We start from the raw sequence: 15982 nt of genomic DNA on the forward strand, positions 1-15982 counted from the left end.
GGTACGGGGATCAGCCCGCCCGGTGCACCACCGCGTCGCACAGCTCCACCAGCGCCGACTTCGCGTAACACTCCGGCAGCGGGGCCAGGGTGGCGCGCGCCGCCTCCGCGTACCGCACGGTGTCGCGCCGGGCCTGCTCCATCGCCGGATGGGCCCGCAGCAGCCGCAGCGCCTCCGTCAGCCGGGCGTCGTCCGACAGGTCGCCGTCGAGCATCGCGACCAGGTCCAGGTCCGCCTGCCTCCCGTGCGCCTCCGCCTGGGCGCGCAGCAGCAGCACCGGCAGCGTCGGGATGCCCTCCCGCAGGTCGGTGCCGGGGGTCTTGCCTGACTCGTGCGAGTCGCTCGCGATGTCGAGGACGTCGTCCGCGAGCTGGAAGGCCACGCCGAGGCGCTCGCCGTACTGGGTGAGGATGTCGACCACCGACTCGTCGGCGCCGGACATCAGCGCGCCGAAGCGGCCCGAGACGGCGAACAGGGCGCCGGTCTTCCCGGCGAGCACGTCGAGGTAGTGGCTGACCGGGTCGCGCCCGTCGCGCGGCCCCGCCGTCTCCAGGATCTGTCCCGTGACCAGCCGCTCGAAGGCCTCCGCCTGGATGCGGACGGCCTCGGGGCCCAGGTCCGCCAGGGTGTGCGAGGCGCGGGCGAAGAGGAAGTCCCCGGTGAGGACGGCGACGGAGTTGCCCCAGCGGGTGTTGGCGCTGTCCACACCCCGGCGTACGTCCGCCTCGTCCATCACGTCGTCGTGGTAGAGCGTCGCCAGGTGGGTCAGCTCGACCACCACGGCCGCCGGGACGATGCCGGGCGCGTACGGGTCACCGAACTGGGCGGCGAGCATCACGAACAGCGGCCGCAGCCGCTTGCCACCGGCGCGCACCAGGTGCTGCGCCGCCTCGGTGATGAACGAGACCTCGCTCTTGGTGGCGTCGAGCAGACCCGCCTCCACGGCCGACAATCCGGCTTGGACATCGGCTTCAAGAGCCGGGTCCCGCACGCTCAGCCCGAACGGCCCGACGACGGTCACGAGGGGTACTCCTGTCTGCTGACGCTCACGCTGATTGTCGATGTGTCGCTGTCCTCACTCAAGTCAGCGTATCCGGTCGGCTTTCGATCACCATGGGCGCCTTCCCGGCACCGCCCGTATGGTCGCGATCAGTCCGCTTTTCGGGCATTGCGGGCCTTTCGCCACTGCCGCGGCGGGGTGGCGCCGACGTAACGTGTCCTGCATCGATCCGGAAAGCGAGGCAGCACATGCCCGAGCAGAGCCCGCTCGAACCGGTCGAAGGTGACCCCTTCGGCCCCCACAACCTCCCGTACGGCGTCTTCTCGACCGCAGAGGAGCCCGGCAGGCGCCGTCTCGGTGTCCGCCTGGGCGACGCGGTGCTCGACGCGGGAGCGGCGGCGCACGCCCTGGGTTCTCCGTACGCGAAGCTGCTGGACCAGCCGGGCCTGGGCCCCCTGATGGCGGCCGGCCGCACGGCCTGGCGCGATGTGCGCCGGGCCCTGACCGCCTGGGTCACCGTGCCCGCGCACCGCGCCGAGATGGAGCCGCTGCTGCACCCCCTCGGCACGGTCACGCTGCACCTGCCGTACGAGGTCGCCGACTATGTCGACTTCTACGCGAGCGAGCACCACGCGACCAACGTCGGCAGGATCTTCCGCCCCGACGGCCTCGCGCTGCCCGTCAACTGGAAGCACCTGCCGATCGGTTACCACGGCAGGGCGGGCACGGTCGTGGTCTCGGGCACGGAGGTCGTACGCCCCTCCGGGCAGCGCAAGGCGCCCGCCGACGCGGCGCCCGTCTTCGGCCCCTCGGCCAAGCTCGACATCGAGGCGGAGGTCGCCTTTGTCGTCGGTACGCCGTCCGCGCAGGGCACCCCGGTGGACCTGGCGTCCTTCCGCGACCACGTCTTCGGCCTCTCGCTGCTGAACGACTGGTCGGCGCGGGACATCCAGGCGTGGGAGTACGTGCCCCTCGGCCCGTTCCTCGGGAAGTCCTTCGCCACGTCGGTCTCCGCGTGGGTGACCCCGCTGGAGGCCCTGGACGCGGCCCGGGTGGCGCCACCGGCCCGTACGGAGGAGCTGCTCCCCTATCTGGACGACGCCGAGGAGGAGGACCCGGGCGGGTTCGACCTGCGGATCTCGGTGGCACTCAACGGGCAGGTGATCTCGGAGCCGCCGTTCTCCTCCATGTACTGGACGGCGGCGCAGCAGCTCGCCCATCTGACCGTGAACGGCGCCTCTCTCCGTACGGGAGACGTCTACGGCTCCGGTACGGTCAGCGGCCCCGGGCGCGAGCAGCGCGGCTCCCTCCTCGAACTGACGTGGAACAGCACCGAGCCCGTCGAACTGCCCGACGGCAAGCGGACGTTCCTGGAGGACGGCGACGAGGTGACCCTCACCGCCTGGGCCCCCGGGCCCGACGGGACCCGGGTCGGCCTGGGCGAGGTGAGGGGCCGGATCGTCCCGGCGGCCTGAAAGTGCCCCTCGGAGCGGGTCTTCCGGGAGCAGGTCTTCTCAGAGCAGGCTCTTCGACGTGAGCCAGGCGCGGGCGACCGCGAGCGCGTCCTTGTGCTCGTACTGCACCTGCGCGTCGAGTTCCATCAGCTCAGGGGTGTCGAGCTTGGCGGACAGGGTGTCGAGCACGTCCTGTCCGGCCTTCGGCACATCGGCCTTGCGGATGAGCGGAGTCACGTTCTCGAAGGCGAAGAGGTTCTTCGTGTCCTTGAGGACAACAAATTTCTCCTTCTCGATGGACGGGTCCGTGGTGAAGACGTCGGCGGCCTGGATGTTGTTCTTCTTCAACGCCGCAATCGTCAGCGCACCACCCGCGTCCAGGCCCTTGAAGGACTTGAAATTCAGGCCGTACAGCTCCTTGAGCCCGACGAGACCCTGCTGCCTCGACTGGAATTCCGGTGAACCGCCGATGACCAACTCGGGTGCGACGTCGGCCAGATCGGCGATCGAGGACTCGGCGGTCAGGTCGTACTTCTCCGCCGTCTCGGCATTGACCGCGACGGCGTCCTTGTTCTCGGCGGAGGCCGACTTCAGGACGGCGAGGTGGGACGGCAGCTGGGCGGTGACGGCGGCGGTGGTGCCCTGCGCCGTCTTCGCCACGGCCTTCGGGTCCAGGTAGGCGAGCAGGGCGCCGTTGTACTCGGGCATGACCGTCACGGTGCCGTTCTTGAGCATGCCGTACGTCGTCTCGCGGCTGCCGATGTTGTGCTTGTACGTGACGTCGAGACCCTTGGCCTTGAGCGCCTCGCCGTACAGGTAGGCGAGCAGGATGCTCTCGGGGAAGTTGTTCGACCCCACGACGACCTTGCCCTCGGGCACCGCCGCCGGCTCCAGCGGATCGGCGTTGTCGTCGGACGAACCGCACCCGGCCAGCAAAGCGGCGGCGGTGAGGGAGGCGAGTGCGGCGGCGACGGTGCGGCGCCGAGGCCTGTTCGCGGTATCAGTCACGTTTCCCGATCCTGTGTGTCAGTGAGGGTGGCGACATGGCGTACGGGGCCCGCCGTGCGGCCCGTTCGCCGCACGCATCGATCCAAGCCACCCGTCTCACGCATCGTCAAGAGCCGCCTGATTACCGATTGGCATCGGATCACGACGAGGTGTGGTGGGGAACAGGTGCGTGGAATGGTGAGAGTAATGACGCGTCATTCGCCGATTGATTGAAACGTTTTCTTCGCTGTGACCCGTCGCAAAGAGCCGGGGGCGCGGTAAAGTCCCGGCTGTCGGCGCCCCGTCCACCGGCTTCCGGCCCAATGCCCCCACAGTGCTGGGCTGTTCGCACACAGTGCTGGGCCGTTCGCACCACAACCACCCCATTCAGCCTCACGGTCGGCAGGCGCCCACGCCTGGGCGCCCGTCGGGGAGTACCCGCTCAAGGAGCCCTGGTGTCCTCGCAGGAAGGGACCGTTTCCGGACAGCCGCCCGCCCCGCCGCGGAGCCGCCGCCGCCGGATCGTCACGCTCCTGGAGCGCTGGCCGTTCGGCAGGAAACTGCACCTCCTGGTGCTGGTGCCCGTCCTGGTGGTGGCGGGCATGCTCGCCTACGTCGTGGACGACGAGATGAGCCAGGCCAGGGCGGCCGCCGACACCGCCGCGCTCGTACGCAACAGCGAGAGCGTCGCCACGCTCGTGGACGACCTCCAACGTGAGCACCGGCAGGCCCTGTTGCTCTCCGTACGCCACCAGGCGGCCGAGGGCGGGGCGGGTGAGCCGTCGGACATCCCGTACCTCCAGGCGCAGCAGCGGGTCGACGTCCAGGCGCGGGTGGTGCGCGAGGCGTTCGGGTCCCTGCTGCCCGCCGCGGAGGACGAGGCGATCGCGACAATCGGCGGGCTGACCGATCTGCGGCAGCTGATCCAGCGGGGGTACATCCCCGCGGACAACATCGATCCCACCTACTCCGATCTGGTCGATCAGCTGATCAGCGGCCTGGGGCTCGGGGAGTCCACCACCGCGTCGCGCGGATCCCCGGAGGGCAGGCTGGAGACGCTGCTGGGGGCGGATGCCGCCCACGCGGCCTTCGAGACCAGTGTGTTCGGCGCGCAGACCGGTGACTCCAACGCGCTCATCGAGTTCCTGCGTGCGGTCGGTGACCACCGCTCGTACGAGGACAAGGCGGAGCGGTTCAAAGCGCTGTCCTCCGAGGCGCAGGGCACCACCCTGGACGGCGTCGAGCGCAGCTCCCAGCGGAAGTTGATCGAGGAGCAGTACAACGCCCTGCGGGTGGACCCCAGTTCGCTCCAGGCGCAGACCCCGGAGCGGCTTCGGGCGGCCATCGCGAAGGCCCTGGAGGCCGAGCCCGTCTACGCCCGGCAGGCCGAGGACCGGCTCAGGATCACCCACACGCTGATCCACGGGATCGCGGCCCAGGCGGACGCCGCCTCCGACAAGGCGTGGCGGCACACGCTCACCCTGGTGGGCTCCGCGACGCTGGCGCTGGTGGCCTGGCTGGTCTTCTCCTTCCTGGTCCGCCGCTCGGTGGCCAGGCCGGTACGGATTCTCACGGCCGCCGCGCGGCAGGTCGCGGACGCCACCGGGAAGGAGCTGGCGCGGGTCGCGGACGACGAGTCCGCCGAGACGGGGCCGCCCCGGCTGCGCGAGATTCCGGTGCCGGTACGGGACGAGATCGGCGCGCTCGCGGAAGCGTTCAACCAGGTGCAGTCGACGGCGTCGGCGCTGCTGGAGCGGCAGATCACCGTGCGCGCCAACGTGGAGCAGATGTTCGGCAACATCGGGCACCGGGTGAGCAACCTGGCGTCGCGCCAGCTCGACCTGATCGAGGGTCTTGAGCAGGCCCAGACCGACCCGGCGACGCTCCGCCCGCTCTACCAGATCGACCACATCGCGACGCGGCTGCGCCGTAACGCCGAGAGCCTCCAGGTGATCGCCGGGAAGCGGCAGGCGGCGGAGGACGTGGACGCGCCGCAGCCCACGGGACTCACCGACGTGCTGCGGGCGGCGCTGTCCACCATCGGCGGGTACGAACGGGTCTCCCTGCGGCCGTCGGCGGAGGTGGTCGTCGTCCCGGCGGCCGTCAGCGACCTGACCCTGATGCTGGCCGAACTGCTCCAGAACGGCGTCTTCTTCTCCCCCACGCACACCAAGGTCGACGTGGCGGTGCAGATACGGCCCCCGGCGGAGGGCGCGGTGATCGAGATCATCGACCACGGGCTGGGCATGCCGCCGGAGCAACTGGCCGAGGAGAACGCGCGGTTGCTCCGCAGGGAGCGGCTCGACCTGGCGCCCACGCACGTGCTGGGCCTGTTCGTGGTGGGCCGCATAGCCCGCCGCTTCGGCATCGGGGTCGTACTGACTCGCACCCCCGGCGAGGGCGTCACGAGCACGGTGACCATCCCGTCCACCCTGCTGCTCCCCGCGAACGCGATACCGGCACCCCCGCCCCCCACGGCCCCGTCCCCGGCCATCCCGACCCCCCGCTCGGAACAGCGCCCACGGGCGGCGCTGGTGGCGGCCACCCCGAGCGGCAGCGGCCTGCCGCAGCGGGTCGCGCGCGGGGCGTCGGACGGTGAGCCGAGCGGCGAGGCGGACACCGAGCCGCACGCCGACGCGGGCAGCGCCACGGGCGCCGACGCGCACGGCGTCGCGGACCCCGGACCGCGAGGCGTCGCAGGCGCGGGGGCACACGGCGTCGCGGCCGACAGGCCGGGCGCGGACGGAAGCGGCGGCCCAGGCGCAGGCCGGGCGGCCGGAGAGCCCGGCGCCCCCTCGGTCGCCCCCGGTGGTGACGACGCGCGGCACGATCGTGGTGTCGAGACCACCGGGTCAGGGGCCCGGCAGGGCCCCATGGAGCACGACGGCGAGTCGCGGCCGTTGCGGCGGCGTGTGCGGGGCGCGACCCTGGCTCCCGACACGACGCCCCGTACCCCTGCGGTCTCCCCCGCGCGGCACCCCGCCGACGCGGCGCACGTCCGTGACGAACTGGAGGACCTGGAGGCCGCCACCGAGCGGGCACGACGGGACTCCGCGCGTGACAGAACAGGACCTGGGCCCCAGGTATCGCTCACCCCGGAAGGACCTGGCAATGACGGATGACCTCACCACCGACCCGGCGACGGCCGAGGGGCTCGGTGAATCGGCGGCGAATTTCACCTGGCTCCTCGAACGGTTCGCCGCCGAATCGGCCGGTGTCCTCGACGCCATAGCCGTCTCCTCCGACGGCATGCTCATCGCCGTCTCCCGCCGGGACGGCCACGCCGACTCCGAACGCCTGGGCGCGGTGATCTCCGGCATGCTGAGCCTCGCCGCCGGCGCCTCCGCCAACTACGGCCTCGGCGACCTGAGCCGGGTGATCATGGACTATCTGGGCGGCCGGCTCCTCGTGTCCGCGCTCGGCGGCGGCGCCGTCCTCGGCGTGGTCGCCTCGAAGGAGGCCAAACTCGCCGACGTCGCCTACGAGATGACCCTCTTCACCGAGCGGGCCGGAGCCGTCATCAGCCCCGAGCTGATCGTCGAGCTCCAGAAGCGCGTCTCCGCCCCGGCCGGCTGAGCCGCCCCGGAAACAGCGGAAGAAGCCCCAGAGGGAAGGAGGAAGGACCGTCATGGCGGCCGGTGCACCGGGAGCCGACGAGGACGCGGGCGCCGGCACCGTACCGGAGCAGTCCGGCCGCGCCCCGGCGATCCGCCCGTTCCTGCTCACCGCGGGCCGGGTGGCCGACGCCGGCAACGCGCTCCCCCTGGAGACCCAGGTCGTGGCGACCGCGGAGGCACTCGCCGTACTCGACACCCTCACCTTCGAACCCCTGGCCATCGTCTCCGTATGCCGCCGGCCCCAGTCCCTCGCCGAGATCGCCGCACACCTCTGCCTGCACCTCAACGTGGTCCGCGTTCTGGCCGAAGACCTCCGGGTCCAAGGACATCTGGCCGTGTACGAGCCGGACACCAGGACCGCCCAGGACCCCTCGATTCTGCAAAGGGTTATCGATGGGCTACTCGCCATCCCCGACTCCCCCGCCTGACCGCGGCCGTCCGCAGCCCGGCACGACCACGGGCGCCCAGGGTGCCGTCCAGCCGCCGCTGCCGGTGAAGATGGTCGTCGCGGGCGGCTTCGGCGTGGGCAAGACCACCACGGTCGGCTCGATCTCCGAGATCACCCCGCTCACCACCGAGGCGTCGATCACGTCGGTCTCGGCCGGGGTGGACGACCTCGCGCACACCCCGCGCAAGACGACCACCACGGTCGCCATGGACTTCGGCTGCATCACCATCGACCCGACGCTGAAGCTCTACCTCTTCGGCACGCCGGGCCAGGACCGCTTCAAGTTCATGTGGGACGACCTCGTCCAGGGCGCGCTCGGCGCGCTGGTGATCGTGGACACGCGGCGCCTGGACGACTGCTACGTGGCCGTCGACTACTTCGAGGCGAAGGGCATCCCCTTCGCGATCGGGATCAACACCTTCGAGGGCGCGGTCACCCACACGCTGGACGAGGTGCGGTGGGCCCTGGACGTCGACCCGCGCGTGCCGCTGTTCGCCTTCGACGCCCGGGAACGCGGATCGGTACGGGACGCGCTGCTGACCGTACTGAAAGTGGCCCTGGCCAGGACCACGGCGGCGTAGCCGGGGCGCCCCCGGACTTAGCGGCGGCTGACCCCCGGGGACACGACCAGGCGGGACGCCAGCCAGAACACGCCGAGGGTGAGCAGCGCCAGGGAGGCGACCAGCGTCGCGCCGCCCACGACCTTCTCGTAGTCACGCTGGTAGAGGCCGTCGATGACGTACCGGCCGAGACCGCCGAGGCTCACGTACGCCGCGATCGTGGCGGTGGAGATGATCTGGATCGCCGCCGTGCGCAGGGCGCCGAGGATCAGCGGGAGCGCCACGGGCAGTTCGACCCGCAGCAGGATCTTCGCCTCGTGCATGCCCAGGCCCCGGGCCGCGTCGACCGGCGAGGGGTCCACGCTCCGCACGGCCTCGTACGTGGTCACCAGGATCGGCGGGATCGCCAGCACCACCAGCGGGATCATCACCGGCGTGAGCCCGATCCCGAACGCGAGGAACATCAGCACCAGCAGCCCGAAACTGGGCAGCGACCGGGCGGCGTTCGCGATCGTACCGAGGACGTTGCCGCCCCGGCCCGTGTGGCCCGTGACCAGACCCACCGGCAGCCCGATCCCGGCGGCGACGGCCAGCGCGCCCAGCGAGTACTGGATGTGCTCCCAGACGCGCTGCGGGATGCCGTCGTAACCGTGCCAGCGGGAGCCCTCGCTGAAGAACGAGTTGATGAAGTGGAGGACGTTCACCGGCTGCTCTCCAGCTTCTGGCGGGGCGCGGGCAGGGTCCCCGGCAGCATGACGGCCGGGTTCTTCACCTGGCCGCCGCGCGGCAGCCACGGGGTGAGCAGGTTGCGGCCGACGACGAGCAGGACGTCCGCGAGGACCGCCAGCACGGCCGTCGTGACGACGGAACTCACCGCCAGCATGGGCCGGTGGTAGAACATCGCGTCGGTGAGCATGTTCCCCAGCGCCCCCTGGTTGCCGATCAGCGCGCCCACGCTCACCAGGCTGATGCTCGCGGCGGTCGCGCCCCGCAGCCCGGCGAAGATCGCCGGGACGGCGATGGGCAGCTCGACGCGGAGAAAGCGGCGCCAGGGGCCGAAGCCCATCGCCGTGGCCGCCGCCTGCGTCTCCTCCGGTACGGATCTGATCCCGTCCACGATGGCCGGGACGAGCACCACCAGGGTGTAGAGGGTCAGCGGGATCATCACCGTGGTCCGGCTCTGCCCGGTGTAGTCGATCAGGACCACGAAGATCGCCAGCGAGGGGATCGCGTAGACGACCGTGGCGCCCCAGAGCACCGGCGGGTACAGCCACCCGTGCCGTACGCACAACTGGGCGAGCAGCAGGGCCAGTACGAGCCCGCCGGCCACCGGGATCAGCGCCTCCTCCAGGTGCAGGGCCACCAGGCCGAGGTAGCTGTGCTGGAGGTCGCTGGGGACGTCGAAGAAGCCGTCGCCGCTCATGTCCCGGCCACCACCGGCGCGTCGGTCTCCGCAGAGGCGGCACCCGAACGTTCGTGTGCCGCATGGGCCGTACGGATCGCCGCGGCGATCATCTCCTGGGAGGCGATGCCCGCGACCCGGCCGGTGTCGTCCACGGCGACCGCCCAGCCCGTCGGCGACAGCACCGCCCCGTCCAGCGCGGCCCGCAGGGAGTCCCGCTGAGCGTGGAACGGGCGCCCGCACGGGATCAGCGCCGCGTCGGCGCTCTCCCCGGCGCCCTCCCCGGCCGCCGGATCGCGCCAGCCGAGCGGCTTGCCCGCCGCGTCGGTGACCAGCAGGTACGGTACGGGCGGGGTCGCCGCGGTCGTCTTCTTCACGGACGCCTTCCCGGCGGACACCTTCCCGGCGGACACCTTTCCAGCGGCATCCACCACCGGCGCCGGTTCGAGGGCGAGCGCCTCGCACGTGAAGAACGACAGCCGCCGGACCCCGCGGTCGTTGCCCAGGAAGTCCTCGACAAACGTGTCGGCGGGCGCCGAGAGCAGTTCCCCGGGCGGCGCGAACTGCGCGAGCCTGCCGCCCGTCCGCATCACCGCGATCCGGTCGCCGAGCTTGATCGCCTCGTCGATGTCATGCGTCACGAACACGATGGTCTTGCCCAACTCGGCCTGGATACGCAGCAGCTCGTCCTGGAGCCCCTTGCGGACCACCGGGTCGACCGCCGAGAACGGCTCGTCCATCAGCAGCACCGGCGGATCGGCCGCCAGCGCCCTGGCCACCCCGACCCGCTGCTGCTGGCCGCCGGAGAGCTGGTACGGATAGCGCTTGGCCAGGGCCGGGTCCAGCCCGACGCGCCCCATCAGCTCCACCGCCCGCTCGCGGGCCCGCTTCCGGTCCCAGCCGAGCATGCGCGGCACCGTCGCGATGTTGTCGGCCACCGAACGATGCTGGAAGAGCCCGGCGTTCTGGATGACGTACCCCATCGACCGGCGCAGCGCGTTGACCGGCCGCTGCCTGAGGTCGTCCCCGTCGAGCAGGATCCTGCCCTCGGTGGGCTCGATCATCCGGTTGATCATCCGCAGCGTGGTGGTCTTCCCGCACCCGGAGGGCCCCACCAGCACGGTGATCGAACCGTCCGGAATGTCCAGGGAGAGCCGATCGACGGCGATCGTCCCGTCGGCGTAGCGCTTCGTCACCGCTTCGATGCTGATCAAGGTCTCAAATACCCTTCGGCATGGCCCTGTTACGGCTGTTCCGGACGCGCCCCCACCGTATCGGGCGGGACCCTCCCATCGAACGGCAGGGCGAAAATAAGCCAGGGTCCGGCACCTCTGCGAGGTACCGGACCCTTGGGCTTGGTCCGCGACATGGCGGACTGTGCTTCCTACCGCACGAAGATCCCTGCCTGGTTGGCCAGATCCAGGAAGTACTGCGGCGCCACACCGAGCACGACCGTGACCACGCCCCCGATGCCGATCGTCGTCTTGGTCAGCAGCGACGGCACGGCGACCGTCGGCCCGTCCGCCTTCGGCTCGCTGAAGAACATCAGCACGATGACCCGGATGTAGAAGAACGCGGCGATCGCCGACGAGATCACACCGACCACCACCAGCGCTCCCGCGCCGCCGTCGGCCGCCGCCTTGAAGACCGCGAACTTCCCCGAGAAGCCGGAGGTCAGCGGGATACCGGCGAAGGCCAGCAGGAACAGCGCGAAGAACGCGGCCACCAGCGGCGAACGCCGCCCCAGTCCCGCCCACTTGGACAGGTGCGTCGCCTCGCCGCCCGCGTCGCGCACCAGCGTGACCACCGCGAACGCGCCGATCGTCACGAAGGAATACGCGAGCAGGTAGAAGAGGACGGACGAGATGCCGTCGGGCGTCGTCGCGATCACACCGGCCAGGATGAAGCCGGCGTGGGCGATGGAGGAGTACGCCAGGAGGCGCTTGATGTCGGTCTGGGTGATGGCCACGATCGCGCCGCCCAGCATGGTGATGATCGCGATCGCCCACATCACGGGACGCCAGTCCCAGCGCAGGCCCGGCAGCACCACGTACAGCAGCCGCAGCAGCGCGCCGAAGGCCGCGACCTTCGTCGCCGCCGCCATGAAGCCGGTGACCGGGGTGGGCGCGCCCTGGTAGACGTCCGGGGTCCACATGTGGAACGGCACCGCGCCGACCTTGAACAGCAGCCCCATGAGGATCATCGCGCCGCCGATGAGCAGCAGCGCGTCGTTGCCCATGGTGTCGGCGAGGGCCGGGTTCACGGTCTGGACCGTGCCGTCGACCACCTCCGCGATGCGCGCGTACGACACCGAGCCCGCGTACCCGTACAGCAGCGCGATCCCGAAGAGCAGGAACGCCGACGAGAAGGAGCCCAGCAGGAAGTACTTCACCGCGGCCTCCTGCGACAGCAGCCGCTTGCGGCGGGCCAGGGCGCAGAGGAGGTAGAGCGGGAGGGAGAACACTTCCAGCGCCACGAACAGCGTCAGCAGGTCGTTGGCCGACGGGAAGACCAGCATGCCCGCGATCGCGAACAGGGCCAGCGGGAACACCTCGGTGGTGGTGAACCCGGCCTTGACGGCGGCCTGTTCGCTGTCGCTGCCCGGGACGGACGCGCCCTGCGCGGCGAACGAGTCGACACGCTTGCCGTGCGCCTCCGGGTCGAGCTTGCGCTCGGCGAAGGTGAACACGGCGGCGATCGACGCCAGCAGGATCGTCCCCTGGAGGAAGAGCGCCGGGCCGTCGACGGCGATGGCGCCCATGGCCGCGATGTGCGCCTTGGTCGTGCCGTAGCCGGTGTTGGCGAGGGCGATCACCGCCGCGAAACCGGCGGCCAGGGCGACCACGGAGAGCCACACCTGCGTGTGGTAGCGCTTCCCCCGGGGGACGAACGCCTCGACCAGGATCCCCAGGATGGCGGCGCCCAGCACGATCAGCGTGGGCGACAACTGCGCGTACTCGATATGGGGGGCCGGGATCTTGTCGATCCCCCCGGCCGCCGAAGTTGTCCACAGGCTGTGGACGACTGTCGCACTCACGGAGCGGCCTCCACCTCGGGCTTGGGGTCTGTCTTCTTGACGTCCGACATCGTGTGTTTCACGGCCGGGTTGACGATGTCGGTCAGCGGCTTCGGGTAGACACCCAGGAAGAGGAGCAGCGCGATCAGCGGGGTGACGACCACCAGCTCACGGACCCTGAGGTCCGACATGCCCTGGACCGCCGCCTTCACCGGACCGGTCATCGTGCGCTGGTAGAGCACCAGGACGTAGAGCGCGGCGAGCACGATGCCGGAGGTGGCGATGATGCCGACCACCGGATATCTGCTGAACGTGCCCACCAGGACCAGGAATTCGCTCACGAACGGGGAGAGCCCCGGCAGCGAGAGCGTGGCCAGACCGCCGATCAGGAACGTACCGGCGAGGACCGGTGCGACCTTCTGCACTCCGCCGTAGTCCGCGATGAGCCGCGAGCCGCGCCGGGTGATCAGGAAGCCGGCGACCAGCATCAGCGCGGCCGTCGAGATCCCGTGGTTGACCATGTAGAGCGTGGCGCCCGACTGGCCCTGGCTGGTCATCGCGAAGATGCCCATGATGATGAAGCCGAAGTGCGAGATCGACGCGTAGGCGATCAGGCGCTTGATGTCCCGCTGGCCGACGGCGAGCAGCGCGCCGTAGACGATGCTGATCAGCGCCAGCACCAGGATCACCGGGGTGGCCCACTTGGAGGCCTCCGGGAAGAGCTGGAGGCAGAAGCGCAGCATCGCGAACGTGCCGACCTTGTCGACCACGGCCGTGATCAGGACGGCCACGGGCGCGGTGGCCTCGCCCATCGCGTTGGGCAGCCAGGTGTGCAGCGGCCACAGCGGGGCCTTCACGGCGAACGCGAAGAAGAAGCCGAGGAACAGCCACCGCTCGGTGCTGGTCGCCATGGACAGCGAGCCGTTGGCCCGCGCCTCGGCGATCTCGGAGAGCGAGAACGTCCCCGCGACGACGAACAGGCCGATGACCGCGGCGAGCATGATCAGCCCGCCGACCAGGTTGTACAGGAGGAACTTCACGGCCGCGTACGAGCGCTGCGTCGCCGCCGCCTCGTCCCCGCCCGCGTGCGCCCGGTCGCCGAAGCCGCCGATGAGGAAGTACATCGGGATGAGCATGGCTTCGAAGAGGATGTAGAAGAGGAAGACGTCGGTGGCCTCGAAGGAGAGGATCACCATCGCCTCGACCATCAGGATGAGCGCGAAGAAGCCCTGGGTCGGCCGCCAGCGGCGGTTCGGCGCCGCGTCCTCCAGCGGGTCGGCGTCGTGCCAGCCCGCCAGGATGACAAACGGGATCAGCAGGGCGGTCAGCGCCATCAGCACAACGCCGATGCCGTCCACGCCCAGTTCGTACCTGACCCCGAATTCCTTGATCCAGGCGTGCGACTCGGTGAGTTGGTAGCGGTCGCCGCCGGGCTCGAAGAGGGCCAGGACGACCGCGGCCACCGCGAGCGTGGCGAGGGAGAACAGGAGCGCCAGCCATTTGGCGAAGGTACGCCGGGCGGCGGGCACGGCCGCCGTGGCGATCGCGCCGACCGCCGGGAGCGCCGCCGCCACCGTCAGATAGGGGAACGACATGTCCGTTTACACCGCCCTCATCAGCAGGGTCGCGGCGATGAGCACTGCCGTACCTCCGAGCATCGAGACCGCATAGGAGCGGGCGTAACCGTTCTGGAGCTTGCGCAGCCGGCCCGAGAGCCCGCCGAAGGACGCCGCGGTGCCGTTGACCACGCCGTCGACCAGGGTGTGGTCGACGTACACCAGGGAGCGGGTGAGGTGTTCGCCGCCGCGGACCAGGACGACGTGGTTGAAGTCGTCCTGGAGGAGGTCGCGGCGGGCGGCGCGGGTGAGCAGCGAGCCGCGCGGGGCGAGCTTGGGCACCGGGCGCCTGCCGTACTGCGCCCAGGCGATGCCGACGCCGATGAGGAGCACCACGACCGTGGAGGCGGTGACCGTCGCGGCGCTGACCGGCGAGTGGCCGTGGTCATGTCCGGTGACGGGCTCCAGCCAGTTCACGAAGGCACTGTTCAGGGAGAACAGCCCGCCCGCGAAGACCGAGCCGAAGGCGAGCACGATCATGGGGATCGTCATCGACTTGGGCGACTCGTGCGGGTGCGGCTCGTGGCCTTCCGCGTCGGGCTCCCAGCGCTTCTCGCCGAAGAAGGTCATCAGCATCACGCGGGTCATGTAGTACGCGGTGATCGCGGCGCCCAGCAGGGTGACGGCGCCGAGGATCCAGCCCTCCGTACCGCCCTTGGCGAAGGCCGCTTCGATGATCTTGTCCTTGGACCAGAAGCCGGAGAGGCCGGGGAAGCCGATGATCGCCAGATAGCCGAGGCCGAAGGTGACGAACGTGACCGGCATGTACTTCCGCAGGCCGCCGTACTTCCTCATGTCCACCTCGTCGTTCATGCCGTGCATGACCGAACCGGCGCCGAGGAAGAGCCCCGCCTTGAAGAAGCCGTGCGTCACCAGGTGCATGATCGCGAAGACGTACCCGATCGGGCCGAGGCCCGCCGCCAGGATCATGTAGCCGATCTGCGACATCGTCGACCCGGCCAGGGCCTTCTTGATGTCGTCCTTCGCGCAACCGACGATCGCACCGAAGAGGAGCGTCACCGCGCCGACCACCACGACCACCAGCTGGGCGTCGGGCGCCCCGTTGAAGATCGCGCCGGAGCGGGTGATCAGGTAGACGCCCGCGGTCACCATCGTCGCCGCGTGGATCAGGGCCGAGACCGGGGTCGGGCCCTCCATCGCGTCACCGAGCCACGACTGGAGCGGCACCTGGGCCGACTTGCCGCACGCGGCGAGCAGCAGCATCAGGCCGATGGCCGTCAGCTTGCCCTCGGTGGCGTCCGTCGCGTTCTCCAGCACCGGGCCGAAGGCGAAGGTCCCGAAGGTCGTGAACATCAGCATGATCGCGATCGACAGGCCCACGTCACCGACGCGGTTGACCAGGAAGGCCTTCTTCGCGGCGGTGGCCGCGCTGGGCTTGTGCTGCCAGAACCCGATCAGCAGGTACGAGGCGAGGCCCACGCCCTCCCAGCCCATGTACAGCAGCAGGTAGTTGTCGGCGAGGACCAGCAGCAGCATCGCCGCCAGGAACAGGTTCAGGTAGCCGAAGAAGCGGCGGCGCCGCTCGTCGTGCTCCATGTACCCGATCGAGTAGATGTGGATCAGCGTGCCCACACCGGTGATCAGCAGGACGAACGTCATCGACAGCTGGTCGAGCTGGAAGGCGACGTCCGCCTGGAAGCCCTCGACAGGGATCCAGCTGAACAGGTGCTGGTGCAGGGCGCGGTCCTCACCGCTCCTGCCGAGCATGTCGCTGAACAGCACCACGCCGATCACGAACGCCGCGCCGGCCAGCGCCGTACCGAGCCAGTGGCCCAGGCGGTCGAGCCGGCGCCCGCCGCACAGCAGGACCGCCGCTCCGAGCAGAGGCGCCGCGATGAGCAGCGCAATCAAGTTCTCCACG

At 70.4% G+C, this 15982-nt stretch carries 13 protein-coding genes; 5 read left to right on the forward strand and 8 right to left on the reverse strand.

Features of this window, described 5'->3' with window-relative positions; genetic code table 11:
* Window positions 1-10 precede the first annotated feature (10 nt).
* Window positions 11-1021 carry a polyprenyl synthetase family protein gene (locus tag OG349_RS14705; protein ID WP_327235026.1) on the reverse strand — a complete coding sequence of 337 codons (1011 nt, stop codon included), beginning with the start codon at window positions 1019-1021 and terminating at the stop codon, window positions 11-13.
* A 227-nt stretch (window positions 1022-1248) separates the two neighbouring features.
* On the opposite strand from OG349_RS14705, the gene fahA reads away from it, so the two are divergent.
* The gene (gene fahA, locus OG349_RS14710) at window positions 1249-2475 is read left to right on the forward strand and encodes a fumarylacetoacetase (protein WP_327235027.1); all 1227 of its coding nucleotides are present in this window, start codon (window positions 1249-1251) and stop codon (window positions 2473-2475) included.
* A 39-nt stretch (window positions 2476-2514) separates the two neighbouring features.
* Here fahA and OG349_RS14715 read toward each other — a convergent pair whose 3' ends face one another.
* Window positions 2515-3462 (reverse strand): ABC transporter substrate-binding protein, encoded by a 948-nt coding sequence (locus OG349_RS14715; RefSeq protein WP_327235028.1) that lies wholly within the window; start codon window positions 3460-3462, stop codon window positions 2515-2517.
* A gap of 434 nt (window positions 3463-3896) precedes the next feature.
* On the opposite strand from OG349_RS14715, the gene OG349_RS14720 reads away from it, so the two are divergent.
* Genes OG349_RS14720 through OG349_RS14735 form a run of 4 tightly spaced genes read left to right on the forward strand, consistent with a single transcriptional unit; the run spans window position 3897 to window position 8087 of the window.
* Window positions 3897-6563, forward strand: a complete 2667-nt coding sequence (locus tag OG349_RS14720) for an ATP-binding protein (RefSeq protein WP_327235029.1) — start codon at window positions 3897-3899, stop codon at window positions 6561-6563.
* Window positions 6553-7017, forward strand: coding sequence for a roadblock/LC7 domain-containing protein (locus tag OG349_RS14725; protein WP_327235030.1), 465 nt, complete (start codon window positions 6553-6555; stop codon window positions 7015-7017). Before OG349_RS14720 ends, OG349_RS14725 begins: the two co-directional genes overlap by 11 nt.
* Window positions 7018-7069: 52 nt before the next feature.
* Window positions 7070-7486 (forward strand): DUF742 domain-containing protein, encoded by a 417-nt coding sequence (locus OG349_RS14730; RefSeq protein WP_327235031.1) that lies wholly within the window; start codon window positions 7070-7072, stop codon window positions 7484-7486.
* Complete coding sequence (locus OG349_RS14735) at window positions 7452-8087, forward strand: GTP-binding protein (protein ID WP_442806252.1); 636 nt, start codon at window positions 7452-7454, stop codon at window positions 8085-8087. The genes OG349_RS14730 and OG349_RS14735 overlap by 35 nt, the downstream gene beginning before the upstream one ends.
* Window positions 8088-8104: 17 nt before the next feature.
* Here OG349_RS14735 and OG349_RS14740 read toward each other — a convergent pair whose 3' ends face one another.
* The 6 genes from OG349_RS14740 to nuoL form a co-directional block, all read right to left on the reverse strand.
* A complete protein-coding gene (locus OG349_RS14740; protein WP_327235032.1) occupies window positions 8105-8770 on the reverse strand; it encodes an ABC transporter permease in 666 nt (221 codons plus the stop codon).
* Entirely contained in the window at window positions 8767-9489 is a 723-nt protein-coding gene (locus OG349_RS14745) for an ABC transporter permease (protein ID WP_327235033.1), read from the reverse strand. The genes OG349_RS14740 and OG349_RS14745 overlap by 4 nt, the downstream gene beginning before the upstream one ends.
* The gene (locus OG349_RS14750; protein WP_327235034.1) at window positions 9486-10682 is read right to left on the reverse strand and encodes an ABC transporter ATP-binding protein; all 1197 of its coding nucleotides are present in this window, start codon (window positions 10680-10682) and stop codon (window positions 9486-9488) included. The genes OG349_RS14745 and OG349_RS14750 overlap by 4 nt, the downstream gene beginning before the upstream one ends.
* A gap of 170 nt (window positions 10683-10852) precedes the next feature.
* Window positions 10853-12505: an NADH-quinone oxidoreductase subunit NuoN gene (gene nuoN, locus OG349_RS14755; RefSeq protein WP_327235035.1), complete on the reverse strand. Its 1653-nt coding sequence runs from the start codon at window positions 12503-12505 to the stop codon at window positions 10853-10855.
* Complete coding sequence (locus OG349_RS14760) at window positions 12502-14079, reverse strand: NADH-quinone oxidoreductase subunit M (protein ID WP_327235036.1); 1578 nt, start codon at window positions 14077-14079, stop codon at window positions 12502-12504. The genes nuoN and OG349_RS14760 overlap by 4 nt, the downstream gene beginning before the upstream one ends.
* A gap of 6 nt (window positions 14080-14085) precedes the next feature.
* Window positions 14086-15981 carry an NADH-quinone oxidoreductase subunit L gene (nuoL, locus tag OG349_RS14765; RefSeq protein WP_327235037.1) on the reverse strand — a complete coding sequence of 632 codons (1896 nt, stop codon included), beginning with the start codon at window positions 15979-15981 and terminating at the stop codon, window positions 14086-14088.
* Window position 15982 lies beyond the last annotated feature (1 nt).

Source organism: Streptomyces sp. NBC_01317, from assembly GCF_035961655.1.
Classification (GTDB): domain Bacteria; phylum Actinomycetota; class Actinomycetes; order Streptomycetales; family Streptomycetaceae; genus Streptomyces.

Bases quoted from the DNA above. Each gene is read 5' to 3' on its own strand.
- OG349_RS14735 (WP_442806252.1), top strand. From the start codon at position 7,452: ATGGGCTACTCGCCATCCCCGACTCCCCCGCCTGACCGCGGCCGTCCG.
- OG349_RS14760 (WP_327235036.1), bottom strand. From the start codon at position 14,079: ATGTCGTTCCCCTATCTGACGGTGGCGGCGGCGCTCCCGGCGGTCGGC.
- OG349_RS14745 (WP_327235033.1), bottom strand. From the start codon at position 9,489: ATGAGCGGCGACGGCTTCTTCGACGTCCCCAGCGACCTCCAGCACAGC.
- OG349_RS14730 (WP_327235031.1), top strand. From the start codon at position 7,070: ATGGCGGCCGGTGCACCGGGAGCCGACGAGGACGCGGGCGCCGGCACC.
- OG349_RS14725 (WP_327235030.1), top strand. From the start codon at position 6,553: ATGACGGATGACCTCACCACCGACCCGGCGACGGCCGAGGGGCTCGGT.
- fahA (WP_327235027.1), top strand. From the start codon at position 1,249: ATGCCCGAGCAGAGCCCGCTCGAACCGGTCGAAGGTGACCCCTTCGGC.